At 58.6% G+C, this 25,146-nt stretch carries 28 protein-coding genes; 16 read left to right on the top strand and 12 right to left on the bottom strand.

What is annotated here, in order from left to right; all coding sequences use genetic code 11:
* Nucleotides 1-48 precede the first annotated feature (48 nt).
* Nucleotides 49-180: a peptidase gene (locus IPZ49_RS23385; RefSeq protein ID WP_306173474.1), complete on the bottom strand. Its 132-nt coding sequence runs from the start codon at nucleotides 178-180 to the stop codon at nucleotides 49-51.
* Between IPZ49_RS23385 and nlpD the strand changes: the two genes are divergently transcribed.
* Complete coding sequence (nlpD, locus tag IPZ49_RS00135; protein WP_306307778.1) at nucleotides 122-1,195, top strand: murein hydrolase activator NlpD; 1,074 nt, start codon at nucleotides 122-124, stop codon at nucleotides 1,193-1,195. The two genes, IPZ49_RS23385 and nlpD, sit on opposite strands and share 59 nt — an antisense overlap.
* A 60-nt stretch (nucleotides 1,196-1,255) precedes the next feature.
* Nucleotides 1,256-2,248, top strand: a complete 993-nt coding sequence (gene rpoS, locus IPZ49_RS00130; RefSeq protein ID WP_022649182.1) for an RNA polymerase sigma factor RpoS — start codon at nucleotides 1,256-1,258, stop codon at nucleotides 2,246-2,248.
* 50 nt (nucleotides 2,249-2,298) lie between these two features.
* Here the strand turns inward: rpoS and IPZ49_RS00125 are convergent, their stop codons facing one another.
* On the bottom strand, nucleotides 2,299-2,676 hold the full coding sequence (locus IPZ49_RS00125) for a DUF4440 domain-containing protein (RefSeq protein WP_063146467.1): 378 nt from the start codon (nucleotides 2,674-2,676) through the stop codon (nucleotides 2,299-2,301).
* Complete coding sequence (locus tag IPZ49_RS00120) at nucleotides 2,673-3,875, bottom strand: MFS transporter (protein WP_063146466.1); 1,203 nt, start codon at nucleotides 3,873-3,875, stop codon at nucleotides 2,673-2,675. Before IPZ49_RS00120 ends, IPZ49_RS00125 begins: the two co-directional genes overlap by 4 nt.
* Nucleotides 3,876-3,984: 109 nt before the next feature.
* On the opposite strand from IPZ49_RS00120, the gene IPZ49_RS00115 reads away from it, so the two are divergent.
* Nucleotides 3,985-4,872: a LysR family transcriptional regulator gene (locus IPZ49_RS00115; RefSeq protein WP_046618652.1), complete on the top strand. Its 888-nt coding sequence runs from the start codon at nucleotides 3,985-3,987 to the stop codon at nucleotides 4,870-4,872.
* Here IPZ49_RS00115 and IPZ49_RS00110 read toward each other — a convergent pair.
* A complete protein-coding gene (locus IPZ49_RS00110; protein WP_022651767.1) occupies nucleotides 4,869-5,276 on the bottom strand; it encodes a MarR family winged helix-turn-helix transcriptional regulator in 408 nt (135 codons plus the stop codon). The two genes, IPZ49_RS00115 and IPZ49_RS00110, sit on opposite strands and share 4 nt — an antisense overlap.
* A 172-nt stretch (nucleotides 5,277-5,448) precedes the next feature.
* On the opposite strand from IPZ49_RS00110, the gene IPZ49_RS00105 reads away from it, so the two are divergent.
* Genes IPZ49_RS00105 through IPZ49_RS00095 form a run of 3 tightly spaced genes read left to right on the top strand, consistent with a single transcriptional unit; the run spans nucleotide 5,449 to nucleotide 7,700 of the window.
* Nucleotides 5,449-6,051, top strand: coding sequence for a non-oxidative hydroxyarylic acid decarboxylases subunit B (locus IPZ49_RS00105; protein ID WP_006811756.1), 603 nt, complete (start codon nucleotides 5,449-5,451; stop codon nucleotides 6,049-6,051).
* Nucleotides 6,041-7,468, top strand: coding sequence for a non-oxidative hydroxyarylic acid decarboxylases subunit C (locus IPZ49_RS00100; protein ID WP_063146465.1), 1,428 nt, complete (start codon nucleotides 6,041-6,043; stop codon nucleotides 7,466-7,468). The genes IPZ49_RS00105 and IPZ49_RS00100 overlap by 11 nt, the downstream gene beginning before the upstream one ends.
* A 10-nt stretch (nucleotides 7,469-7,478) precedes the next feature.
* Nucleotides 7,479-7,700, top strand: a complete 222-nt coding sequence (locus tag IPZ49_RS00095) for a non-oxidative hydroxyarylic acid decarboxylases subunit D (protein ID WP_038416597.1) — start codon at nucleotides 7,479-7,481, stop codon at nucleotides 7,698-7,700.
* A 140-nt stretch (nucleotides 7,701-7,840) separates the two neighbouring features.
* On the opposite strand, the gene mutS is transcribed toward IPZ49_RS00095, so the two are convergent.
* Nucleotides 7,841-10,402: a DNA mismatch repair protein MutS gene (gene mutS / locus IPZ49_RS00090; RefSeq protein ID WP_022649176.1), complete on the bottom strand. Its 2,562-nt coding sequence runs from the start codon at nucleotides 10,400-10,402 to the stop codon at nucleotides 7,841-7,843.
* Between the two features lie 113 nt (nucleotides 10,403-10,515).
* Nucleotides 10,516-10,746: a SymE family type I addiction module toxin gene (locus IPZ49_RS00085; protein ID WP_022649175.1), complete on the bottom strand. Its 231-nt coding sequence runs from the start codon at nucleotides 10,744-10,746 to the stop codon at nucleotides 10,516-10,518.
* Nucleotides 10,747-10,911: 165 nt separating this feature from the next.
* Here IPZ49_RS00085 and IPZ49_RS00080 point away from each other — a divergent pair, with 165 nt between their 5' ends.
* Nucleotides 10,912-11,256 carry a nitrous oxide-stimulated promoter family protein gene (locus tag IPZ49_RS00080; protein WP_022649174.1) on the top strand — a complete coding sequence of 115 codons (345 nt, stop codon included), beginning with the start codon at nucleotides 10,912-10,914 and terminating at the stop codon, nucleotides 11,254-11,256.
* Nucleotides 11,257-11,396: 140 nt separating this feature from the next.
* On the opposite strand, the gene flhA is transcribed toward IPZ49_RS00080, so the two are convergent.
* From flhA to hypA, 6 genes are all read right to left on the bottom strand, one after another.
* Nucleotides 11,397-13,469 (bottom strand): formate hydrogenlyase transcriptional activator FlhA, encoded by a 2,073-nt coding sequence (flhA, locus tag IPZ49_RS00075; protein WP_063146463.1) that lies wholly within the window; start codon nucleotides 13,467-13,469, stop codon nucleotides 11,397-11,399.
* A gap of 63 nt (nucleotides 13,470-13,532) precedes the next feature.
* Nucleotides 13,533-14,543, bottom strand: a complete 1,011-nt coding sequence (gene hypE, locus IPZ49_RS00070; RefSeq protein ID WP_023306824.1) for a hydrogenase expression/formation protein HypE — start codon at nucleotides 14,541-14,543, stop codon at nucleotides 13,533-13,535.
* Nucleotides 14,540-15,661, bottom strand: coding sequence for a hydrogenase formation protein HypD (hypD, locus tag IPZ49_RS00065; RefSeq protein ID WP_045620860.1), 1,122 nt, complete (start codon nucleotides 15,659-15,661; stop codon nucleotides 14,540-14,542). The genes hypE and hypD overlap by 4 nt, the downstream gene beginning before the upstream one ends.
* Before the next feature lie 3 nt (nucleotides 15,662-15,664).
* Nucleotides 15,665-15,937, bottom strand: a complete 273-nt coding sequence (locus tag IPZ49_RS00060) for a HypC/HybG/HupF family hydrogenase formation chaperone (RefSeq protein WP_063146462.1) — start codon at nucleotides 15,935-15,937, stop codon at nucleotides 15,665-15,667.
* Nucleotides 15,928-16,791: a hydrogenase nickel incorporation protein HypB gene (gene hypB / locus IPZ49_RS00055; protein ID WP_063146461.1), complete on the bottom strand. Its 864-nt coding sequence runs from the start codon at nucleotides 16,789-16,791 to the stop codon at nucleotides 15,928-15,930. Before hypB ends, IPZ49_RS00060 begins: the two co-directional genes overlap by 10 nt.
* 3 nt (nucleotides 16,792-16,794) lie before the next feature.
* The gene (hypA, locus tag IPZ49_RS00050) at nucleotides 16,795-17,145 is read right to left on the bottom strand and encodes a hydrogenase maturation nickel metallochaperone HypA (protein WP_022649168.1); all 351 of its coding nucleotides are present in this window, start codon (nucleotides 17,143-17,145) and stop codon (nucleotides 16,795-16,797) included.
* Nucleotides 17,146-17,355: 210 nt separating this feature from the next.
* On the opposite strand from hypA, the gene hycA reads away from it, so the two are divergent.
* From hycA to hycI, 9 genes are all read left to right on the top strand, one after another.
* Nucleotides 17,356-17,820 carry a formate hydrogenlyase regulator HycA gene (hycA, locus tag IPZ49_RS00045; RefSeq protein ID WP_022649167.1) on the top strand — a complete coding sequence of 155 codons (465 nt, stop codon included), beginning with the start codon at nucleotides 17,356-17,358 and terminating at the stop codon, nucleotides 17,818-17,820.
* 73 nt (nucleotides 17,821-17,893) lie between these two features.
* The gene (locus tag IPZ49_RS00040) at nucleotides 17,894-18,502 is read left to right on the top strand and encodes a 4Fe-4S dicluster domain-containing protein (protein ID WP_063146460.1); all 609 of its coding nucleotides are present in this window, start codon (nucleotides 17,894-17,896) and stop codon (nucleotides 18,500-18,502) included.
* Nucleotides 18,499-20,313: a formate hydrogenlyase subunit 3 gene (gene hycC, locus IPZ49_RS00035; protein ID WP_063146459.1), complete on the top strand. Its 1,815-nt coding sequence runs from the start codon at nucleotides 18,499-18,501 to the stop codon at nucleotides 20,311-20,313. The genes IPZ49_RS00040 and hycC overlap by 4 nt, the downstream gene beginning before the upstream one ends.
* 1 nt (nucleotide 20,314) lies before the next feature.
* A complete protein-coding gene (locus tag IPZ49_RS00030; RefSeq protein WP_032625965.1) occupies nucleotides 20,315-21,238 on the top strand; it encodes a respiratory chain complex I subunit 1 family protein in 924 nt (307 codons plus the stop codon).
* Nucleotides 21,239-21,253: 15 nt separating this feature from the next.
* Nucleotides 21,254-22,963 carry a formate hydrogenlyase subunit HycE gene (gene hycE, locus IPZ49_RS00025; RefSeq protein ID WP_022649163.1) on the top strand — a complete coding sequence of 570 codons (1,710 nt, stop codon included), beginning with the start codon at nucleotides 21,254-21,256 and terminating at the stop codon, nucleotides 22,961-22,963.
* Between the two features lie 9 nt (nucleotides 22,964-22,972).
* The gene (locus IPZ49_RS00020; protein WP_003862138.1) at nucleotides 22,973-23,515 is read left to right on the top strand and encodes a formate hydrogenlyase complex iron-sulfur subunit; all 543 of its coding nucleotides are present in this window, start codon (nucleotides 22,973-22,975) and stop codon (nucleotides 23,513-23,515) included.
* A complete protein-coding gene (locus IPZ49_RS00015) occupies nucleotides 23,515-24,282 on the top strand; it encodes an NADH-quinone oxidoreductase subunit B family protein (RefSeq protein ID WP_022649161.1) in 768 nt (255 codons plus the stop codon). The genes IPZ49_RS00020 and IPZ49_RS00015 overlap by 1 nt, the downstream gene beginning before the upstream one ends.
* Entirely contained in the window at nucleotides 24,279-24,689 is a 411-nt protein-coding gene (locus tag IPZ49_RS00010; RefSeq protein WP_045308755.1) for a formate hydrogenlyase maturation HycH family protein, read from the top strand. Before IPZ49_RS00015 ends, IPZ49_RS00010 begins: the two co-directional genes overlap by 4 nt.
* On the top strand, nucleotides 24,682-25,146 hold a 465-nt coding region (gene hycI, locus IPZ49_RS00005; RefSeq protein WP_193762826.1), incomplete at its 3' end, for a hydrogenase maturation peptidase HycI. The genes IPZ49_RS00010 and hycI, both read left to right, overlap by 8 nt.

Here is a 25,146-nt window from a genome sequence, read left to right as displayed (position 1 = left end):
TGGCGCGATAGATTCGTGCCATCACGGTTATTTTTAAGTCACTGGTAGTTAACACATTCCTGGGGGATAAATGAGCGCGGGAAGCCCAAAATTCACCATCAGCCGTGTTGCGGCATTATCACTGGTTTCGCTCTGGCTGGCAGGCTGTACAAGTTCAAATAACGCGCCTGCGCCCGTCAGTTCCGTTAATGGAACCAGCGGCTCGGGTAACACGTCCAGCGGAATGTTGATCACCCCTCCGCCTAAAATGGGCACCTCAACGGCGCAGCAAACTCCGCAGATCCAGCCGGTTCAACGTCCAGTTACGCAGCCTACGCAGATTCAGGCAGTGGAACAGCCTGTTCAGACTGAAAATGGCCGCATAGTGTATAACCGTAAGTATGGGAACATTCCGAAAGGTAGCTATACCGGCGGCAGCACCTATACCGTGAAGCGCGGCGATACGCTGTTCTATATTGCCTGGATCACCGGGAACGATTTCCGCGATCTTGCACAGCGAAACAACGTCCAGGCCCCGTATGCTCTGGAAGTCGGGCAAACGCTTCAGGTTGGCAACGCGACGGGGACACCGCTTACGCCAGGCAACACCGTTTCAGCGGCCGACGTAACTGCGCAAAATAACAGCGTTACTCCTGCACAAAAAACCACCACGGTGGTTGCTTCACAACCTGTAATTACGTATTCTGAGGATTCAGGTGATCAGAGTGCTAACAAAATGTTGCCGAATAATAAAGGTACTGCGACTGTTGTCACAGCACCGACTACGGCACCTGTGGTTAGCTCTACTGTACCGACTGCAAGCAGTCAGAATGCCAGCTCGTCAATCACCACCTGGCGCTGGCCAACTGACGGCAAGATTATCGAGAACTTCGCTACCTCTGAGGGGGGCAACAAAGGGATCGATATCGCAGGCAGTAAAGGACAGGCAATCATCGCGACCGCAGACGGACGCGTTGTCTATGCCGGTAACGCACTGCGCGGTTACGGTAATCTTATTATCATCAAACATAACGATGATTACCTGAGTGCCTACGCCCATAACGACACTATGCTGGTCCGGGAACAACAAGAAGTTAAGGCGGGGCAAAAAATCGCTACCATGGGTAGCACCGGAACCAGTTCTACACGCTTGCATTTTGAAATTCGTTACAAGGGGAAATCCGTAAACCCGCTGCAATATTTACCGCAGCGATAAATTGACGGGGCATGCCAGCCAGGGTGTCTCGTCCAGGGATCACGGGTAGGAGCCACCTTTATGAGTCAGAATACGCTGAAAGTTCATGATTTAAATGAAGACGCGGAATTTGATGAGAACGGATCAGAGGCTTTTGACGAAAAAGCCTTAGTAGAAGAGGAACCCAGTGATAACGATTTGGCTGAAGAAGAGCTGTTATCGCAGGGTGCCACACAGCGTGTGCTGGACGCGACTCAGCTTTACCTTGGGGAGATTGGTTACTCCCCACTGCTAACGGCCGAAGAAGAAGTCTATTTCGCACGTCGTGCTTTGCGTGGTGATGTTGCCTCGCGTCGTCGCATGATCGAAAGTAACCTGCGACTGGTCGTGAAAATTGCCCGCCGTTACGGCAATCGTGGTCTGGCTCTGCTGGATCTGATTGAAGAGGGCAACTTAGGTCTCATCCGCGCAGTTGAGAAGTTTGACCCGGAACGCGGGTTCCGTTTCTCAACCTACGCGACCTGGTGGATTCGTCAGACCATCGAACGGGCTATTATGAACCAGACCCGTACGATTCGACTGCCGATCCACATCGTCAAAGAGTTGAATGTTTATCTGCGTACCGCGCGCGAGTTGTCCCATAAACTGGACCACGAGCCAAGTGCGGAAGAGATTGCAGAGCAACTCGACAAACCGGTTGATGACGTAAGCCGTATGCTGCGTCTCAACGAGCGCATTACCTCGGTTGACACCCCGCTGGGTGGTGACTCCGAAAAAGCGCTGCTGGACATCCTGGCCGATGAAAAAGACAACGGCCCGGAAGACACCACGCAGGACGATGACATGAAACAGAGCATCGTCAAATGGCTGTTCGAACTGAACGCCAAACAGCGTGAAGTGCTGGCACGTCGTTTCGGTTTACTGGGGTATGAAGCTGCGACACTGGAAGATGTCGGCCGTGAGATTGGCCTGACCCGTGAACGTGTTCGTCAGATTCAGGTTGAAGGGCTACGCCGCCTGCGTGAAATCCTGCAAGGGCAAGGTCTGAATATCGAAGCGCTGTTCCGCGAGTAAGCAACCATTCGTCAGAAAAGGCCCGTCGTGAGACGGGCCTTTTTTATGCCTTACGATTGCGCCGTTTCGTGCAGCAAACGCCAGGTGATGTTATCCCCTTCCTGATTAAGCACCGCGGTTGACCAGCGCACGTTGACGGGCTGGCCTGGCCGGGTTTGCGTCTCCCGGTAATGGAGCACCGCGCCGTTGTCCCATGTCTGAAGCGTCGTTAGCGCATCAATGCCGATCCTGAGCCCGGGTCGGGTTCCCCGCTGCGCATATAAAAATTGGGCCAGAGCGTGATGATCTAAATGGGCGCCACTCGTTGGAACCATCAGAAAATCCGGACGGAAACGGGCGAGCAGGGCGTCCCGATCGCCTTCGCCTGCACCTAACCAGTTTTCAAGGGCGACGTGGATGTCGAGGATCTCTTGTTCGAAATGGGTCATGGTTGCTCCTGTTGCAGTTGCGCAAGTAACTGCGTGTTATTAAGACGGTAGACGTACAGTACGGGCAGCAGAGTGATAACTGCGGCAAAAATAAACATCCCGTGCCAGGCGGCCAGCGGCGTAAAATAAGCTTGCATGAAGCTCAGCGCCTGCGCCAGCAGCACGGCACCCGCAAAAAAGCTCAACTGACGATTCAGATTCCACAGCGCACTGGCATCAGGCATATCTTCCCGCCGCATTGTCAAAAACGCGCTGCTCTGAGCCGTACTGCTGCAAAGGCTTCCCCCCGCACCCATTAACGCAAACGCAACGGCAGGTAACAGCATAGCCGGGCCGACGTTAATTAAAAGCAGAATGCCCGTTGCCTGCAAAAGGCAACCGATGACCACCAGCGGCCGCGGGCCGATACGGTTGAAATAGCGTCCTGTCGCGGTGATAGCCAAAAACGATGCCACAGACCACGGCAGCATAAGCATGCCCGTTGCGGTGGGCGTCATATTGGCCTCGCTCTGAAGGTAATACATGCCCGTTACGTTCACGCCAATAAAGATGCCGGGTACGCACACATAGATAAGCATGGATAAGCGCAACAGCGGATCCGTCAGCAAAGACAGGTTTACTATTCTGGTGGTGTTTATCGGTGACGGTTCTGTTTTAAGCCACGCGCAGGCCAAAACAAAGGTGACAATGGCGACGGGCAGGGTGGCAAAAAATATCCAGCGCCAGCTGAATGTCTGAACCAGCATGCCGCCCACAGCCGGTGAGCAGGCGGGGGCAAGCAGCGCGACCAGCATCACCGCCGAGGTGAGTCTGGCCCGCTCATGAGGCTTAAACTGTTGCCAGGTCAGCGCCTGACCAACCGGGATCAGTAAACCCCCTCCGGCGCCCTGCACGACGCGCCAGGCAATCAAACTTTCCAGCGAAGATGAGAGACCCGCCGCAACGGAGGCCGCGCTAAAGAGAAGCAGTGAGAGCAGAATAACGCGCTTCGGCCCGACGCGGCGCGTCAGAATACTGCTGAATGGGATGACTAACGTCAGCCCGGCAATGTATCCGTTACTTACCCAGGCAAGCGCGGAAGGTGTGGTATTGAATGCGTGAGCCATCGCCGGAAAGGCGACGCTGGCAATAAACATGTTTATCAAATCAAGGAAAAAGCCGAGCAGAAAGACGACGGCGATTTTGCTGCGATACGTCATGGAAGTTCCTCCGGTGAGGTGGCGTATCGTATCGGCCCGCGCGTTACGGATAAACGCGACAAAGGACGATATACTGTCAACATTATTTTGACAGTTAACCAGGCAAGCGATGCTTAATTTACAGCGTACGGCGATGTTTATCGCCGTAGCGGACACCGGCAGTTTCACCGCCGCGGCGGAGGCGATGGGGCTGACAAAAGCGGTGGTCAGCTTTCATATTCGTCAGCTTGAAGAGGAGCTGGGCGTCACCCTGTTGCTGCGAACCACCCGACGCCTGACGCTGACCGAAGCGGGGAAGCTCTTTCATCAACGAAGCGTGATGCTGTTACGGGATGCAGAGCGATTGCAGGATGATGTTCGCGCCAACCACGCCGGGCTGACGGGAGAACTGCGGATCACCACCACGCCCGAGTATGGCTCGCAGGTGGTGGTGCCTTTGCTGGCTGAGTTTAGCCAGCTGCACCCTGATCTCCGCGTGCGGCATGTCTCGTCCTCTTTGCATGCCGATCTTATCGCCGAGCGCTTCGATGTCGCTATCCGGCTCGGCACGCTTGCAGATTCGCGCTACCACGCCGCGTTGATGACCTCCTTCACCATCCTGCCCGTGGCGACGCCATGCTGGCTGGCAAACCATCCGGTTGACTCGCTGGAGCAGCTGGCGGAAGCGGACTGGATCATTCACGAGCGTTTAACGTCGCCGCTGCGCTGGCAGGTGAGAGGCGTTGATCGGCATCCGGTTTCCTTTGAGATCAGAAAAGCGCCGCGCCTGTATGCAGACAGTGCCCAGGCGTTGATGGCTTTTGCCCTCGCGGGATGTGGCGTGGCGCTGTTGCCGGAGTGGCTGGTGCGTAACGCACTGGATACAGGGACGCTGGTCTCGCTGTTACCGGAGTACACGTTTGCTCAGCAGGGCATCTATGCTGTTTATCCCGATGCCCGGCATGTGCCCGCGAAAGTGCGAACATTTATTGATTTTATGCGCGTCAGGGTTACTTAACCCTGCATCATCTTTTTAATGAGCGCTGAAAATTGCTCTCGTTCCGCGCCGTTAAGGCGCCCTAAAAACGCCTCATCCACCTCATTTCCAATCGGTTTACTGCTCTCAAGCAGGGCCTCACCTTCGGCCGTCAGAAAGACAAACCGACGGCGCTTGTCTGCCGGATCGTGCTCGCGCCTGACCAGGCCGCGTGCTTCCATGCGGCTCAGCATTTCTGCCAGCGTCGCTTTGGTGCTCACCGCGACTTCAGTCAGGGCAACCTGCTCAATGCCAGGATTTTCAGCAATTGACCGCATCACCGCATATTGTGGTTTGGTCAGTTCGGGCAATGCGTGTTGCCACTGGGCGGTATGCTGTTGAAAAAGCTGACGTAGCAGGTGAAAAGCTTCTTGTCTTAACTCCATGGACACTCCGACGGAAAAATACTCCCTCTATGATAGCCGCTCTCGGGCTGAATTTTAACGCGAGAGTTTTTAGCGAATAGTGTGATCGTATGCGAACGATCTTGTCAGCAGCAGGATCGAGGCGTAGTTTAGTTAATATGTTCGTATACGAACAAACTAATTGAGGTGCTGAATGAGATTGATTGTGGGAATGACGGGCGCGACGGGTGCGCCATTAGGCGTGGCGTTGTTGCAGGCGCTGCGGGAAATGCCGGAGGTGGAAACGCATCTGGTGATGACGAAGTGGGCAAAAACCACGATTGAGCTGGAAACGCCCTTCACTGCGCATGACGTTGCCGCACTGGCGGATGTCGTCCATAGCCCGGCCGATCAGGCTGCCACCATCTCATCCGGCTCGTTTCGCACCGACGGCATGATCGTCATTCCGTGCAGCATGAAAACGCTGGCGGGTATCCGCGCGGGCTATGCCGAAGGGCTGGTAGGGCGTGCGGCAGACGTGGTGCTGAAAGAGGGACGCAAGCTGGTGCTGGTTCCGCGTGAGACGCCGCTCAGCACCATCCATCTTGAGAACATGCTTGCCCTTTCCCGCATGGGCGTGGCGATGGTGCCGCCTATGCCTGCGTACTACAACCACCCGCAAACCGCCGATGACATAACCCAGCATATCGTGACCCGCGTTCTGGACCAGTTTGGTCTGGAGCATAAAAAAGCCCGACGCTGGGAAGGTTTGCAGGCAGCGAAACATTTTTCACAGGAGAATAAAGATGGCATTTGATGATTTGAGAAGCTTCTTGCAGGCGCTCGATGAGCAAGGGCAGCTGCTGAAAATTGAGGAAGAGGTAAACGCTGAGCCGGATTTAGCCGCCGCCGCCAACGCTACCGGACGCATTGGCGATGGTGCGCCTGCGCTGTGGTTCGATAATATTCGCGGCTTCACCGATGCCCGTGTGGTGATGAACACTATCGGCTCGTGGCAAAACCACGCTATTTCGATGGGGCTGCCAGCGAATACCCCGGTGAAAAAACAGATCGACGAGTTTATTCGTCGCTGGGACAAATTCCCCGTCTCGCCAGAGCGTCGTGCAAATCCGGTCTGGGCGCAGAACACGGTGGACGGGGAAGACATCAACCTGTTCGACATTCTGCCGCTGTTCCGCCTGAACGACGGTGACGGGGGCTTTTATCTCGATAAAGCGTGCGTTGTCTCCCGCGATCCGCTCGACCCCGATCACTTCGGCAAGCAGAACGTCGGGATTTACCGTATGGAAGTGAAGGGCAAGCGTAAGCTCGGCCTGCAACCGGTGCCGATGCATGATATCGCGCTGCATCTGCATAAGGCAGAAGAGCGCGGCGAAGACCTGCCTATTGCCATTACGCTGGGTAACGATCCGATCATCACCCTGATGGGCGCCACGCCGCTGAAATACGATCAATCCGAGTATGAGATGGCCGGTGCGCTACGCGAAAGCCCGTATCCGATTGCGACGGCTCCGCTGACCGGTTTTGATGTGCCGTGGGGGTCGGAAGTGATCCTGGAAGGGGTGATTGAAGGCCGAAAACGTGAGATTGAAGGGCCATTCGGTGAGTTTACCGGACACTACTCCGGCGGGCGCAACATGACGGTCGTGCGCATTGATAAAGTCTCTTACCGCACAAAACCCATTTTCGAATCTCTCTACCTGGGGATGCCGTGGACCGAGATTGATTATCTGATGGGGCCCGCTACCTGCGTGCCGCTCTATCAGCAGCTGAAGGCGGAATTCCCGGAAGTGCAGGCGGTAAACGCCATGTACACCCACGGCCTGCTGGCGATTATCTCCACCAAAAAACGATACGGCGGTTTTGCCCGTGCGGTCGGGCTCCGCGCCATGACCACGCCACACGGTCTGGGTTACGTGAAAATGGTGATTATGGTGGATGAGGACGTCGATCCGTTTAACCTGCCGCAGGTGATGTGGGCGCTGTCATCGAAGGTCAATCCGGCTGGCGATCTGGTGCAGCTACCGAATATGTCTGTGCTCGAGCTTGACCCCGGCTCCAGCCCGGCGGGGATCACTGACAAGCTGATCATTGATGCCACTACCCCTGTTGCCCCGGACAACCGTGGTCATTACAGCCAGCCGGTACAGGATCTCCCTGAAACCAAAGCCTGGGCCGAAAAACTGACCGCGATGCTGGCGGCACGTCAATAAGGAGGAAAAAATGATTTGTCCACGTTGTGCCGATGAACAAATTGAAGTGATGGCAACATCACCGGTGAAAGGTGTCTGGACGGTATACCAGTGTCAGCACTGTCTGTATACCTGGCGCGATACCGAACCGCTGCGCCGTACCAGCCGCGAGCATTACCCGGAAGCGTTCCGCATGACGCAGAAGGATATTGATGAGGCACCGCAGGTGCCGACGATCCCGCCGCTGCTGTAATAAAAAGCCCGGAGGTGCTGCGCTTACCGGGCGATAATATTGTGCGGTCTTTTGCCCGGTGGCGCTACGCTTACCGAGCCTACGGGTTTTGTAGGCCGGGTAAGGCGAAGCCGCCACCCGGCAAAAAAGACCGCAGAGAACTAAACCAGACTCTTCAACCGATAAATCCACTCCAGCGCCTGACGCGGCGTCAGCGAATCCGGATCGAGATTTTCCAGCGCTTCCACAGCCGGAGAGGTCTCTTCCGGCACCGCCAGCAGTGACATCTGCGTACCATCTATCTGCGTAGCTGCCGCATTCGGTGACAAACTTTCCAGCTCACGCAATTTCTGACGCGCGCGCTTAATCACCTCTTTCGGCACACCCGCCAGCGCGGCGACGGCCAGGCCATAGCTCTTGCTTGCCGCGCCGTCCTGCACCGTGTGCATAAAGGCGATGGTGTCGCCGTGCTCAAGCGCATCAAGGTGAACGTTAGCCACGCCTTCCATTTTCTCTGGCAGCTGTGTCAGTTCGAAATAGTGCGTCGCGAACAGCGTCAGCGCCTTGATTTTATTCGCCAGACTTTCCGCGCACGCCCAGGCCAGGGACAGGCCGTCATAGGTGGAGGTACCGCGTCCTACTTCGTCCATCAACACCAGACTGTTCTCTGTCGCGTTATGCAGAATGTTGGCGGTTTCGGTCATCTCGACCATAAAGGTAGAGCGACCGCTCGCCAGATCGTCCGCCGCACCCACACGGGTGAAGATACGGTCGACAGGGCCAATCTCAACCTTCTGCGCCGGAACGTAGCTGCCGATGTAGGCGAGCAGCGCGATAAGGGCTGTCTGGCGCATATAGGTACTTTTACCGCCCATATTGGGGCCGGTAATGATCAGCATTCTTCGCTGCGGTGACAGGTTCAACGGGTTGGCAATAAACGGCTCGTTCAGCACCTGCTCAACCACCGGATGGCGACCTTCGGTAATGCGAATGCCGGGCTTGTCAGTAAAGGTTGGACAAGTGTAGTTCAGCGTTTCGGCGCGCTCGGCCAGGTTTACCAGCACATCCAGCTCGGCCAGCGCAGCGGCGCTCATTTGAAGGTCAGCCAGATGCGGCATCAGGATGTCGAACAGCTCGTCATACAGCTGTTTCTCCAGCGCCAGCGCTTTACCTTTCGACGTGAGCACTTTGTCTTCGTACTCTTTCAGCTCGGGAATAATGTAGCGCTCGGCATTTTTCAGCGTCTGGCGGCGAACGTAGTGAATCGGTGCCAGGTGGCTCTGCCCACGACTGATCTGGATATAGTAACCGTGTACGGCGTTGTAGCCGACTTTCAGGGTGTCGAGCCCCAGACGTTCACGCTCGCGGATTTCCAGCTTATCCAGATAATCCGTCGCGCCATCGGCCAGCGCACGCCATTCGTCCAGCTCTTCGTTATAACCCGGAGCAATAACCCCGCCATCCCGCACCAGAACAGGCGGCGCATCAATGATGGCGCGTTCCAGCAGTTCGCGAAGCTCGGTAAATTCGCCCATGGTTTCGCGCAGCTTTTGCACTGGCGCGCTGTCGATCTCTCCCAGCTGAGCGCGCAGTTCCGGCAACTGCTGGAAAGCGTGACGCATACGGGCGAGATCGCGTGGACGCGCGGTGCGCAATGCCAGGCGCGCCAGGATACGCTCAAGATCACCCACCTGACGCAGCACCGGCTGCAATTCGGTGTAACGATCCTGCAATGCGGCAATGGTTTGCTGACGGCCAATCAGCGTTTCGGTGTTGCGGATCGGCATATGCAGCCAGCGTTTGAGCATACGGCTGCCCATGGGGGTAACCGTGCTGTCAAGAACCGACGCCAGCGTATTTTCCATGCCGCCAGCGAGGTTCTGCGTGATCTCCAGGTTGCGGCGCGTGGCGGCATCCATGATGATGCTGTCCTGCTGACGCTCCATGGTAATTGAACGGATATGGGGCAGGGCGGTACGCTGCGTATCCTTCACGTACTGCAACAGGCAGCCTGCAGCACATAGCCCGCGCGGGGCATTTTCCACACCAAAGCCAATCAAATCGCGCGTGCCAAATTGCAGGTTCAGCTGCTGGCGCGCGGTATCAATTTCGAACTCCCACAGTGGACGACGACGCAGGCCGCGGCGACCTTCAATCAGCGCCATCTCGGCGAAATCCTCTGCATAAAGCAGTTCTGCCGGATTGGTGCGCTGTAGTTCAGCCGCCATGGTTTCACGGTCAGCCGGTTCACTCAGGCGAAAACGACCGGAGCTGATATCCAGCGTGGCGTAGCCAAACCCTTTACCGTCCTGCCAGATCGCCGCCAGCAGGTTATCCTGGCGCTCCTGAAGCAGGGCTTCATCGCTGATGGTTCCCGGCGTCACGATGCGTACGACCTTGCGCTCAACGGGGCCTTTCGACGTGGCCGGGTCGCCAATTTGTTCGCAGATAGCGACAGACTCGCCCTGGTTCACCAGCTTCGCCAGATAGTTTTCAACCGCGTGATGCGGGATACCCGCCATCGGGATGGGCTCGCCTGCCGACGCGCCACGTTTCGTCAGAGAAATGTCGAGCAGCTGAGACGCACGTTTCGCATCGTCATAAAAAAGCTCGTAAAAATCGCCCATACGGTAAAACAGCAGAATTTCCGGATGCTGTGCCTTCAGCTTCAGGTACTGCTGCATCATTGGCGTATGCGCGTCGAAATTGTCGATTGTGCTCATGGAGTTATGATATCCATTTCTTTGAAAATATTACGCTTTGAGCGGCTCAATGGCCGATTGTTCCTTCTATTGTCGCATGAAAAAAAGGTGCGGCGCAGAAAAAAGTCACGACTTTACGAGGCATCTTCCGCTATTAATTCAATGATGATTTTTCCGTGCTCGACGCCCACCCGAACCTGCGAGTTGGTGGTAAATCCCGCTTGTTCAAGCCAGTCGCCTTTCAGGCTCAGCGCTGCGTGTACGCTGTAGCGTTTTGGAATTTTCGTTTTACGGTCTTCATGACGTTTTCTGAAGTAACCCACTTTTAAGTGCCGATAGGGTTTGGCGATCGCGATCTGTTGCATAAGCTCTCCGGTGAATACGGTTATTTACACCTGTATAAAATACCAGTAAAACGCAGCGAGGGGAGGGGTAATTCTGGAAGGACGCTTCAGAAAACGGAATGCAATAACTGAAAATGTGCGGATAAAAAGGTATTATAAATGCACTTTATTGTTGAGGACGACGTTATGTCCGGTAAACGTATTTCACGAGAAAAAAAGACGATCGCCAGAATGATCGCCCTGTACGAAAACAGGTGTCCGCACGCCATAAAAGAAGAGGGGCACTATTCGGCGCTTAAGGCTTATGCCGATAAGCGGCTGGATAAATGCGTGTTTGGTGAGGAAAAACCTGCCTGCAAACAGTGCCCGGTGCACTGTTATCAGCCCGCCCGACGGGAAGAGATGAAGCAGGTAATGCGCTGGGCAGGGCCACGTATGTTATGGCGTCATCCGATTCTGACCATCCGACATCTGATCGACGATCGTCGTCCGGTTCCGGAATTACCGGAAAAGTATCGGCCTAAAAAATAACCGGCTCAGCGCCGCAGTGGACGACAAATCACGCTCAGGGCGACGGCGCGGCGCAGGCAGACAGAAAAAGAGCACCAAATATCCCTGCGCCAGCGCGGGAGCGATATGTACCCGCTGACGCTCGCCGCCGGAATGACGGGTTATTTCAGGCTCTCTTTATCGATTCCCAGACGCTTCATACGCGAGAGCAGGGTGGTACGCTTCAGCCCCAGCCGTTGCGCCGCACCTTTCGGTCCGGCTACCACGCCGTTGGTCTCCTTCAGCACTCGCATAATGAGCTGATATTCATCTTCTCCCTCTTTCGCAAGCTCGCTTGCGGCCACGGTCGTTTCAGAGAGAGTAACCTCTGGCAGGGAGAGCTGGAGCACGTTCCCGCGCGTCAGCAGGACCGCGCGCTCAATGACGTTTTCCAGCTCGCGCACGTTCCCCGGCCACTCCATCGCCGAAAGGGTGCGTAGCGTTTCGGCAGGAATACTGTCGATATTTCGCCCCATCCGGCGGGCAATCTTCGCGGTAAAGGCTTTCACCAGCAGCGGAATATCTTCCGGGCGTTCGCGCAGCGGCGGCAGGCAGATCGGGAAGACGTTCAGACGATAGTAAAGATCGCTGCGAAACTCGCGGTCGGCGACCATTTTTTTCAGATCGCGGTTGGTGGCGGCAATCAGACGCACGTCGGTCTGGATCAGCTTGTTGCTGCCGAGACGCTCGAACTCCTGCTCCTGCAAAACGCGCAGCAGCTTAGGCTGAAGCTCCAGCGGCATATCGCCCACTTCGTCGAGGAACAATGAGCTTTTATCCGCCAGTTCAAAACGGCCCAGCCGCTGGCTGCTGGCGCCGGTAAACGCGCCGCGCTCGTGGCCGAACAGGTCGCTTTCCAGTAAGCCCGCAGGCATCGCCGCGCAGTTCATCTTCACCATCCGGCGGCTGTTGCGGTTGCTCAGGTTGTGGATCGCCCGGGCAATCAGCTCTTTCCCTGTGCCGGTTTCACCGAGGATCAGCACCGTGCTGTCGCTCTGCGCCACCATCTCCACCTGCTTGAGGATATTGTACATGGCATCGCTGCGTCCGATGATTTCGCCAAACTCGCTGTCCACATTGTTGAGCTGCTCGGTCAGCGCCAGGTTTTCGTCCACCAGCCGTTCTTTCAGACGGTGGATCTCCTGATAGGCGAGGGCGTTATCCAGCGCAATGGAGATACGTTCGGCGATCTGGCGCAGCAGCTTCAGGTTGGCGGTGGTAAATACGGCTTCATCGCACTGCGCCAGTTTAAGCACGCCGAGCATGGTGTTGCCGGACATCAGCGGCAGCAGACACAGGGTCTGGATCTTGTTGCCCCAGGTGTTGAACAGCATCCGCTCGTAGGGGGCTACCGGATCCTGTTCATTGAGATTGAGCAGCAGGATCTCTTTGCTTTTAAATACCCGTTCAGACAGGGTTCCCGCTTCGTCCACTTCGCTTTGCTCGTGCGCCGGGTTAGCTTCGTCGAGGTAGTGGGTGGAGTAGATGTTCAGCTTGCCCTTACGGTTGCCGCGCAGCGCAATGCTGATGGCATCGATCCTGAAATAGTGATGGATCTCTTTGGCGACTTCGCTCACCAGTTCGTCCATATCGAGACGCGACAGCACGGCATTGGTGATGGCGACCAGAATGCGGAAATTATCGCGCTCGCGGCTCAACAGGTCGTAATCCACGTTATTGGTGACGCGGCTTTGGATCTGCTCTGCCACGACGGCCACAATCTGCGTGAAGGTATGCAACCGCTCGTACTCCGCCTCGGTCCAGGGCTGGTCGTTATTACGGATAAACTCGCAGCCGCCAAAAATTTGCCCTTCCACCGCCAGCGGCAGCATGCTGTAGTGGCCGAACGGGTGGTAAAGGTTGCTCTCTGCCAGCTTCGGCCAGGCCTGGCGAAACTGGTCAAAATTGCAGTGCAGCGCTTCCGGGCGGGAGAGAATACGTCGCACCGGACCGTGGGCCAGAAACGTTTCATCTTCATATTCGAAGATTTTGCCATTATCACGCGTTGAGAAATAGCTCGCGCGGTGGGTTGCGCTATGCCAGAGCACAATGGCGGCGCTGTCCGCCAGCGCTGATTGCCTGACCAGCCGCGTCAGGGCATCGCTCAGCGCGCCGAGGTCGGGCTGTTGTAAAAGTGTGCGCGTGATGTCAAACAGGCCCTGCTGTCCAAGATCGCTCATCGGTGTATACGGCATTATTGCTTTCCAATAGAAACTGGCAAAAAAGAGACATTCAGCGCTGACCGCTTTTGGCGCGGTCTAGCAAATTCGGGGTAACGGTTCAGCGTGCGGCAGATCCAGCGTGCGCTTCACGCCGTAAAGCCCGGTCAGGCGCACCCCTTTGCGCTCAACCACGTCGCCGATGATGGCCGCGTCTTTCCCTAAGGGATGTGCGCGCAGTTGTTCAAGTACGGCTTCCGCCACCGTACGTTCCACGCCGATCACCAGCTTGCCTTCGTTGGCAAAGTTAAGCGGGTCTAGCCCTAATAGCTCGCACAGCCCGCGTACAGCAGGCTTAACGGGCAGGCCGCGCTCGGTCAGTTCAATTCCACAGCCGCTGCTTGCGGCAAATTCGTGTACGACGGCGTTCACGCCGCCTCGCGTGGCGTCGCGCAGGGCTTTTACACCCGGCATGTCGCGCAGCGTCTGGATCAGCGGCGTGAGTACCGCGCAGTCACTGTGCAGCTCGCCATCCAGCCCTAAGCCTTCGCGCAGGTTGAGGATGGTTGCCCCGTGGCAGCCCAGCGTGCCGCTGACAATCAGCACGTCGCCTGCACAAAGCTGCTGCGCGCCCCAGTGAATGTTGGCGGGGATCGCCCCCATTCCGGCGGTGTTAATGAAGAGCTTATCTGCCGCGCCGCGCTGCACCACCTTGGTATCCCCGGTCACGATGGCGATCCCCGCCTCGCGGGCGGTGTGCGCCATGCTGTTGACCACCGCCGTGAGCGTCTCCATGGGTAACCCTTCTTCGAGGATAAACCCGCAGGAGAGGTAGCGGGGGATCGCGCCGCTGACGGCCACGTCGTTTGCCGTGCCGCAGACGGCGAGCTTGCCGATATCGCCGCCCGGGAAGAACAGCGGGTCAATCACGTAGCTGTCGGTAGAGAACGCCAGCCTGTCGCCGTGGGCGGTCAGGGCCGCGAGGTCAATACGCGCCTGATCTTCCTGCTCGGCGAGCCAGGGGTTGTTAAAGGCTTCCATGAACAGCCTGTTAATCAACTGCTGCATCGCCTGTCCACCGCTTCCGTGCGCCATTTCCACCGTGTTCATGCTTCACACTCCTGGTTGCGATAGTGATACCACGCGGCGCATGCCCCTTCGGAAGAGACCATCAGCGCGCCAAACGCGGTTTGCGGGTTACAGGCGTTGCCAAATAACGGGCAGTGATGAGGTTTGCATTTGCCGGTGAGTACGTCGCCACAGCGGGCGCGGGGATCGTCGCACACCTTCTGCGGCTGCGGGCGGAAATGCGCTTCGGCGTCGAAGGCGCGATACGCGGGCGTCAGGTGTACGCCGGATTCGGCAATCAGCCCCAGTCCGCGCCACTCGCTGTCGCCTTCGACGCTAAACACGTCGGCTATCGCCTGCTGTGCCCGTCTGTTACCTGCATCGGGCACCACGCGGCGATACTGATTTTCCACCACACTCAGGGCCGCTATTTTCTGCTCAACCAGCATGGTCACGCCTTGCAGTAGATCAAGTGGCTCGAAACCAGCCACCACTAACGGACGATTGTACTGTTCAGCGATAAAACCGTAGGCTTCTGTGCCGATCACCATGCTGACGTGTCCTGGTGCCAGGAAGGCGTCGATGCCGTTGTCCGGCGCTTCAAGCAGGCTACGCAGCGTGGGAATAAGCGTGATGTGCTGGCAGAAAAAGTAAAAGTTAGTGACGTTGCGGGCTTTCGCCTGCTGGAGAGTGATAGCGGTGGCGGGCATGGTGGTTTCAAAACCCAGCCCGAAAAAGACCACCTTACGCTCAGGATTAGCCATCGCCAGCGTCAGGGCATCCATCGGTGAGTAGACGATTCGCACGTCCGCGCCGCGCGCCTTCGCCTGGAGCAGCGAGCCATTTTTTCCCGGTACGCGCATGGCGTCGCCAAAGGTGCAAAAAATCACACCGGGGCGGCTGGCGATGTCGAGACAGCTGTCGATGCGCCCCATCGGCAGCACGCACACCGGGCAGCCGGGGCCGTGGATAAATTCGATGTTCTCCGGCAGCAGCTGGTCGAGGCCAAATTTGAAGATGGCGTGGGTGTGTCCGCCGCACACCTCCATGATCCGCAGCGGTTTTTCTTTCGTGTAGTCCAGCAGGGACGCGCGGGTTTTCAGGCGATCGATAAGCTGCAACACCTGCTCAGGCGCGCGATATTCATCAACGTAACGCATGTGTTATCGTTCCTCACCATACAGCAGGGCACCCACGTCCGGCTCAACGTCGAACATATTCTGTAGCGCGTCCAGCGTGTCGCGTGCTTCTTCCTCATTAATCACGCTCATGGCAAACCCCACGTGGACCAGCACCCACTGGCCGAGACGCGATGCGCCGGTCTCATCGTGGCTGCCCACCAGCGTCAGATCGACATCGCGCAGGATGCCGCAGACATCCACTTTGGCCTGATTGCCGACGATGGAATGAATTTGTCCGGGGACGCCTATGCACATCGTTCGCTCTCCAGCCAGTTCAGCCAGGCGTCCATCCCGTCGCCGCGCGTGGCGGAAACCAGCAGGATCTCAATGTCCGGGTTCACTTCCCGGGCGTAAGCCAGGCACTTATCCACGTCGAAATTCAGGTACGGCAGCAGGTCGACTTTGTTCAGCAGCATGAGGGAGGCGGCGGCAAACATATGTGGATACTTCAGCGGCTTGTCTTCCCCTTCGGTCACGGAGAGCACCGCCACTTTATGCCGCTCGCCGAGGTCGAAGCTTGCCGGGCAGACCAGGTTGCCGACGTTTTCAATAAACAGGATGCCGTTATCCGCCAGCGGCAGGCGCGGGGCGGCGTCGGCAATCATCTGCGCATCCAGGTGGCAGCCCTTGCCGGTGTTGACCTGAATCGCGGGCGTACCGGTTTCGCGGATGCGCGCCGCGTCGTTTACCGTTTGCTGATCGCCTTCGATAACGGCGCAGGAGACACGTTTATTCAGTCGTTTGAGGGTTTCGGTCAGCAGGGTGGTTTTACCGGAGCCGGGGCTGGAGACCAGGTTCAGTACCAGCTGTTGACGGGCGGCAAAGCAGGCGCGATTGCGGGCGGCGAGCTGGTTATTTTTGTCCAGCACATTGATCTCCACCTCCAGCATCTCGCGCTGGCTGATGCCCGGCGCGTGGGTGCCTGCTTCGCCGTGGCCGTAATGCAGGTCGCCCGCGTCTGAACGCTGCGGCGCAAAGGTGATGCCGGTCAATGCCGCCGCGGGACGCGGGGCAGGGGAAAAGGGCGCGGAGCGAAACGCGGAGTGGGGACGGTGTTCATCCCCTTCTATATACAGGTTGCCTTCAGCGCAACCGCAGGTACTACACATACATTACTCCTTCTCGATTTCGAGGCGTTGGATCTGCATACCGTCATCCGCCACGATGCGCAGCCCGCTGCTCTGGCACTGCGGACAGCGCTGTACCTTCGATGACAGCAGCGTGACGTACTGCTGACACTGCTCGCACCAGCACTCCGCCTGCTGCTCCTCGATATGCAGTGCGCAACCCTCCGCCAGCGTGCCGCGGCACACCAGCTCAAAACAGAAGGTGAGGGCGCTGGTCTCGACGCAGGAAAACGCCCCGACCTTCAGCCAGACGCCAGTCACGCGCTTCGCATGGTTCTGCACAGCCTGCTGTTCGATAAGTTCCAGTGCCCGCTGGCAGAGGGTGATTTCGTGCATGACGCCTCCTTAATGAATTGCCCCTTTAATGCAATAACAGTGCCAGCTTGATTTGCGTTACGGCGTGACGATGTCAACGCTGTCGAAATGACACGTCGACACCGCAGCGGTGACAGTGCGCATCTCTTTAAAATCAATATAAATCAATAAATTAAAAACTGGCACGAAATCTGCTTAACAGCCGCTAACTCCATTAACCGGATACCTTTTATGACTATTTGGGAAATTAGCGAAAAAGCGGATTACATCGCGCAACGTCATCAGCAGCTTCAGGATCAGTGGCACCTCTACTGCAACTCTCTGATTCAGGGGATCACCCTCTCAAAAGCCCGTCTGCACCATGCCATGAGCTGCGCGGCGCAGGGGGATATGCGCTTTGTGTTGTTTGGACACTTCACGATTTTTGTCACCCTGGCGGAGAGCTTCAACAGCCACACCATTGAGTATTACGTTGAGACAAAAGAGGGTGAAAAACAGTGTATTGCGAAAGCCCAACTGATGGCCGACGGCATGGTGGACGGTCACGTCAGCACCCGCGATCGCCAGCAGGTGCTGGAGCACTATCTGGAGAAAATCGCGCCGGTTTATAACGGCCTCTACGCTGCCGTTGAGCACGATCAGCCGATCAACCTGAAACAGCTGATCGACGGAAAATCCTCCGCGAACGTGGCCTGAAAAGCGAGTGTCGAGAAGTGTCGATAAGACAGTTTTTTTTCGTCAAAAATGACCATCACCAGAGGATGACCCGGTGAACCGTTTTGTAATTGCTGACTCGACGGTCTGTATTGGCTGTCGAACCTGTGAGGCGGCGTGCTCGGAAACGCACCGCCTGCACGGGCTACAGTCCATGCCGCGCCTGCGCGTCATGCGTAATGAGAAAGAGTCTGCCCCGCAGCTCTGTCACCACTGTGAAGACGCGCCATGCGCGGGCGTCTGTCCCGTCAATGCCATCACCCGCGTTGACGGCGCGGTACAGCTGAACGAAAGCTTGTGCGTGAGCTGCAAGCTGTGCGGCATCGCCTGTCCGTTTGGCGCCATTGAGTTTTCCGGCAGCCGTCCGCTGCATATTCCGGCGAATGCCAACACCCCGAAAGCGCCGCCTGCGCCGCCGGCACCGGCACGCGTGAGCACGATGCTGGACTGGGTGCCGGGCATTCGCGCCGTCGCGGTGAAGTGCGACCTGTGCAGCTTCGATGAACAAGGTCCGGCCTGCGTGCGCACCTGTCCGACCAAAGCGTTAATTCTGGTTAATATTCGCGACATCGCCCGCACCAGCAAACGCAAGCGCGAGCTGACCATCAATACTGACGTCGGCGATCTTTCGCTGCTGCGGGCGTTTAACGAGGGGGCGAAATGAACGCGATAGTTATGATGACCAGCGGCGTGGCCTGGTTTGCCGCCGCCGCTGTCCTGGCGCTGCTCCTCTCCTTCCATAAAACGCTGAGCGGCTGGATCGCCGGTATCGGCGGGGCGGTCGGCAGCCTGATGACGCTGGCGGCGGGCGGCGCTGTCCTGATCGACGGCCAATCCGTCGACACCCTCATCCCGCTGATTCACCACGCCGTTGAGCTTACGCCGCTAAATGCCATCTGGCTGGTCACCTTTGGTCTGTGTGGGCTGTTTATCAGCCTGTTTAATATCGACTGGCACCGCCATCAGCACACCAACGCCAACGGCCTGCTGGTCAACCTGTTGATGGCCGCCGCGGTCTGCACTGTTGTCGCCAGCAACCTCGGCGCGCTGGTGGTGATGGCTGAAATCATGGCCCTGTGCGGCGTGTTCCTGACCGGATGCAGCGCCTCCGGCAAGCTGTGGTTTGCGCTCGGACGACTCGGCACGCTGCTGCTGGCGCTGGCCTGCTGGCTGGTGTGGCAGCGTTTCGGCACGCTGGACTTTGCCGTGCTTAACGGCCAGCCGCTGGGGAATGACGTCTGGCTGTTGGGCGTAGTCGGTTTTGGCCTGCTGGCCGGGATTATCCCGCTGCACGGCTGGGTGCCGCAGGCGCATGCCAATGCCTCGGCCCCGGCTGCCGCGCTGTTCTCCACCGTGGTGATGAAGGTCGGTCTGTTCGGCATCCTGACGATAACCCTGACGGGCGGCCAGCCGCCGCTGTGGTGGGGCGTGGCGCTGCTGATTGCGGGGATGATCACCGCATTTGTCGGCGGGCTGTACGCCCTGATGGAGCATAACATCCAGCGCCTGCTGGCGTACCACACTCTGGAGAATATCGGCATCATCCTGCTCGGCATGGGCGCGGGTGTCAGCGGGCTGGCGCTCAACCAGCCAGCGCTGATTGCCGCCGGGTTTATTGGCGGTCTGTATCACCTTATCAACCACAGCCTGTTTAAAAGCACCCTGTTCCTCGGCGCGGGCAGCGTCTGGTTTCGCACCGGGCACCGCGATATTGAAAAGCTCGGCGGGATTGGCAAAAAAATGCCCGTCATTTCGCTGGCGATGCTGGTCGGGCTGATGGCGATGGCCGCGCTGCCGCCGCTGAACGGCTTTGCCGGGGAGTGGGTGATCTATCAATCCTTCTTCGCGCTCGGCCAGAGCGACGCGTTTATCGCGCGGCTGCTCGGCCCGCTGCTGGCGGTTGGGTTGGCGATTACCGGGGCGCTGGCGGTGATGTGTATGGCGAAGGTTTACGGCGTCACCTTCCTGGGCGCGCCGCGCACCCGCGAAGCGGAAAACGCCTGTTGCGCCCCGGTGCTGATGGCCACCAGCGTGGTCGCGCTGGCGCTGTGCTGTATCGCAGGTGGGGTTGCCGCGCCGTGGCTGCTGCCGCTTCTGGGCCACGCCATTCCGCTGCCGCTGGCTACGGCGCATACCGTCGTGTCCCAGCCGATGATGGCGCTGCTGCTGATTGCCGCGCCGCTCCTGCCGTTCGTGCTGATGCTGTTCTTCAGACGCGACCGTCTCGCCTCCCGCTCGCGCGGCGCGGCGTGGGCCTGCGGCTACGAACACGAGCAGTCGATGGTCATCACCGCCCACGGTTTCGCCATGCCGGTGAAGGAGAACTTCGCCGCCGTGCTGAAGCTGCGCCACTGGCTGAACCCGGTGCGCTGGGTGCCGGGCTGGCAGAGTGCCGCCGTGCCCGTGCTGTTCCGCCGCCTGGCGCTGATCGAGCTGGCGGTGCTGGTGGTGATTGTCATTTCACGAGGAGCCTGACATGAGTTTGTTACTGGCAATTCTTCAGGCGCTGGTGCTGTTTGCCGCCGCGCCGCTGCTGTCGGGCATCACGCGCGTGGCGCGCGCCCGGCTACACAACCGTCGCGGGCCTGGCGTGCTCCAGGAGTACCGCGATCTCTTCAAGCTGCTCTCCCGTCAGAGCGTCGCGCCGGATGCCGCAGGTTGGGTGTTCCGCCTGACGCCGTTCGTGATGGTCGGCGTGATGCTGACCATCGCCACCGCGCTGCCGGTAGTGACGGTGGGCTCGCCGCTGCCCGTGCTTGGCGATCTGATTACGCTGATCTACCTCTTCGCCATCGCGCGTTTCTTCTTTGCGATTGCGGGCCTGGACACCGGCAGCCCGTTTACGGGTATCGGCGCCAGTCGTGAGGCGATGCTCGGCGTGCTGGTTGAGCCAATTCTGCTGCTGGGGCTGTGGGTCGCCGCGCAGGTTGCTGGCTCGACCCACATCAGTTTCATCACCGACACCGTTTACCACTGGCCGGTTTCACGTTCGCTCCCGCTGGTGCTGGCGCTCTGCGCCTGCGCGTTCGCCACCTTTATCGAGATGGGCAAGCTGCCGTTCGATCTCGCGGAAGCGGAGCAGGAATTGCAGGAGGGGCCACTCACCGAGTACAGCGGCTACGGCTTTGCGGTGCTGAAGTGGGGCATCAGCCTCAAGCAGCTGGTGGTGTTGCAGATGTTCGTCGGCGTTTTCTTCCCGTGGGGGCAGATGACGCACTTCTCTGCGGGCGGCCTGCTGCTGGCCGTTGTGGTGGCTGCGCTCAAGCTGCTTATCGGCGTGCTGGTGATTGCCCTGTTTGAAAACAGCATGGCGCGCCTGCGTTTTGTCGAAACGTCACGCATTACCTGGGCTGGTTTTGGTTTTGCATTTTTAGCGTTCGTCTCCTTGCTGGTGGCGTGATTAAAGAGAGTGTTTATGTCTGAAGAAAAGAAAGGTCAGCAGTATCTCGCCGCGTTGCATCAGGCTTTCCCGGGCGTGGTGCTGGAGGAGTCCTGGCAAACCAAAGACCAGGTAACCGTCACCATTAAGGTGAACTACCTGCCGGAAGTGGTGGAGTTTCTCTACTACCAGCAGGGCGGCTGGCTGTCGGTGCTGTTCGGCAACGACGAGCGTCAGCTGTGCGGCAACTATGCGGTGTACTACGTGATGTCGATGGAGCAGGGCGAGAAGTGCTGGCTCACCGTGCGCGTCGAAGTTGACCCGAACAAGCCGGAGTACCCGTCCGTCACGCCGCGCGTACCCGCCGCCGTCTGGGGCGAGCGCGAAGTGCGCGACATGTACGGCCTGGTGCCGGTTGGTCTGCCTGACGAGCGTCGTCTGGTGCTGCCGGACGACTGGCCGGATGAACTCTATCCGCTGCGCAAGGACAGCATGGACTACCGCCAGCGTCCGGCCCCGACAACCGACAGCGAAACCTACGAGTTCATCAACGAGCTGGGCAGCAAGAAGAATAATGTGGTGCCGATCGGCCCGCTGCACGTCACCTCTGACGAACCGGGCCACTTCCGCCTGTTCGTCGACGGCGAAAACATTATCGACGCCGACTACCGCCTGTTCTACGTCCACCGCGGCATGGAGAAGCTGGCGGAGACCCGCATGGGCTACAACGAAGTCACGTTTCTTTCTGACCGCGTGTGCGGCATCTGCGGCTTTGCCCACAGCACCGCCTACACCACCTCGGTGGAGAACGGCATGGGGATCGTGGTGCCGGAACGCGCGCAGATGATCCGCGCCATTCTGCTGGAGGTGGAACGCCTGCACTCACACCTGCTGAACCTCGGCCTGGCCTGCCACTTCGTCGGCTTTGACTCCGGGTTTATGCAGTTCTTCCGCGTGCGTGAGGCATCAATGAAGATGGCGGAGATCCTCACCGGGGCGCGTAAAACCTACGGCCTGAACCTGATCGGCGGGATCCGCCGCGACCTGCTGAAAGACGACATGATCCAGACCCGCCAGCTGGCGCAGCAGATGCGCCGCGACGTGCAGGAGCTGGTGGACATGCTGCTCAGCACGCCAAACATCGAGCAGCGCACCGTCGGGATTGGTCGTCTTGACCCTGAAATCGCCCGCGACTTCAGCAACGTCGGCCCGATGGTGCGCGCCAGCGGCCACGCCCGCGACACCCGCGCCGATCACCCGTTCGTCGGCTACGGCCTGCTGCCGATGACCGTGCACAGCGAGCAGGGCTGCGACGTCATCTCCCGCCTGAAGGTGCGCATCAACGAGGTGTTTACCGCGCTGAACATGATCGACTACGGCCTTGATAACCTGCCGGGCGGCCCGCTGATGGTGGAAGGCTTCACCTACATTCCAAACCGCTTTGCCCTCGGATTCGCCGAAGCGCCGCGCGGGGATGACATTCACTGGAGCATGACCGGCGACAACCAGAAGCTCTACCGCTGGCGCTGCCGTGCGGCGACCTACGCCAACTGGCCAACCCTGCGCTACATGCTGCGCGGTAACACCGTCTCTGACGCGCCGCTGATCATCGGCAGCCTCGATCCGTGCTACTCCTGCACCGACCGCATGACCGTCGTGGACGTGCGCAAGAAGAAAAGCCAGGTGGTGCCGTACAAAGAGCTTGAGCGCTACAGCATCGAGCGTAAGAACTCGCCGCTGAAATAAGGACTCGTGATGTTTACCTTTATCAAAAAAGTGATCAAAACCGGCGCGCAGACCAGCAGTTATCCGCTGGAGCCGATCCCGGTGGATAAAAACTTTCGCGGCAAGCCGGAGCACAACCCGCAGCAGTGCATCGGCTGCGCGGCCTGCGTCAACGCCTGCCCGTCGAATGCCTTAACGGTGGAAACGGACCTGAAAACCGGCGAGCTGGCCTGGCAGTTTAACCTCGGGCGCTGCATCTTCTGCGGCCGCTGCGAGGAGGTCTGCCCGACGGTAGCCATTCGCCTGTCTCAGGAGTACGAGCTGGCGGTGTGGAAAAAAGAGGATTTCCTCCAGCAGTCGCGCTTTGCGCTGTGCAACTGCCGCGTCTGCAAGCGTCCGTTCGCCGTGCAAAAAGAAATCGACTACGCCATCGCGCTGCTGAAGCACAACGGCGACGTGCGTGCGGAGCATCACCGTGAAAGCTTCGAAACCTGCCCGGAGTGCAAACGTCAGAAATGCCTGCTGCCGTCTGACCGCATCGATTTAACCCGTCATATGAGAGAGGCCAGCTGATGGAAAACTTACTCGGCCCGCGCGACGCTAACGGCATTCCGGTGCCGCTGACGGTGGAGGAGTCCATCGCCAGCATGAAGGCGTCGTTGCTGAAAAAAATCAAACGCTCGGCCTACGTCTATCGCGTGGACTGCGGCGGCTGCAACGGCTGTGAGATCGAAATCTTCGCCACCCTGTCGCCGCTGTTTGACGCCGAACGCTTCGGCATCAAAGTGGTGCCGTCCCCGCGCCACGCGGATATCCTGCTGTTCACCGGCGCGGTCACCCGCGCGATGCGCTCGCCTGCGCTGCGCGCCTGGCAGTCTGCGCCGGATCCGAAAATCTGCATCTCCTACGGCGCCTGCGGCAACAGCGGCGGCATCTTCCACGATCTTTACTGCGTCTGGGGTGGCACCGACAAAATCGTGCCGGTGGACGTTTACATTCCGGGCTGCCCGCCGACGCCCGCCGCCACGCTGTACGGTTTTGCCATGGCGCTCGGCCTGCTGGAGCAGAAGATCCACGCCCGCGAGCCGGGCGAGCTGGACAACCAGCCAGCCACTCTCCTGCACCCGGATATGGTGCAGCCGCTGCGGGTGAAGATCGATCGCACGGCGCGCAGGCTGGCGGGTTACCGCTATGGCCGTCAGATTGCAGACGATTATCTGCGCCTGCTGAGCCAGGGCGACCATCAGGTGGCGCGCTGGCTGGAGGCGGAAAACGATCCGCGTCTCAATGAGATCGTGGCAAACCTGAACAGTATTGTGGATGAGGCGCGTATCCGATGAGTGAAACGGTGGTGTTCAGCCAGCTGAGCCGTAAGTTTATTGATGAGAACGATGCCACGCCGGATGCGGCGCAGCAGGTGGTCTATTACAGCCTGGCGATTGGGCACCACCTCGGGGTGATCGACTGCCTTGAAACGGCGCTAAGCTGCCCGTGGCCCGAGTACCTGGCGTGGATCGCCACGCTGGAGGAGGGCAGCACGGCGCGGCGCAAAATGGAGGGCGTGCCTAAGTACGGTGAGATCGTCATCGACGCCAACCATATCACGATGCTCGCCAACGCCTTTGACGCGGCGCTGAGCGTACAAACCCCGGCGCAGCAGGCGTGGAGCAAAACGCTGCTCGGCATGCTGCACGATATTCATCAGGAGAGCGCCATCTACCTGATGGTGAGGAGATTACGTGACTGACGTTTTACTGTGTGTCGGCAACAGCATGATGGGCGACGACGGCGCGGGCCCGCTGCTGGCGGAGATGTGCGCCGCGAACCCGCCGGGCAACTGGGTGGTGATTGACGGCGGCAGCGCGCCGGAAAACGACGTGGTGGCCATTCGCGAGCTGCGCCCGGACAGGTTGTTAATCGTCGATGCCACCGATATGGGGCTCAACCCCGGTGAGATCCGCCTGATTGACCCGGACGACATCGCCGAGATGTTTATGATGACCACCCACAACATGCCGCTGAACTACATGGTGGATCAGATTAAAGACGACGTGGGTGAGGTGCTGTTTCTGGGCATTCAGCCGGACATCGTCGGGTTTTATTATCCGATGACGCCGCCGGTGAAAGAGGCGGTGGACGTGGTGTATTCACGGCTTGCCGGGTGGGTTGGGGACGGGGGTTTTCAGCCCCTCACCCCGGCCCTC

Origin of the sequence: Enterobacter cloacae complex sp. S2 (assembly GCF_015159675.1) — a bacterium.
In the GTDB taxonomy this organism is placed as follows: domain Bacteria; phylum Pseudomonadota; class Gammaproteobacteria; order Enterobacterales; family Enterobacteriaceae; genus Enterobacter; species Enterobacter intestinihominis.
Note: the sequence above shows the minus strand (reverse complement) of the source record. Positions and strands in the feature narration are given on the sequence as shown.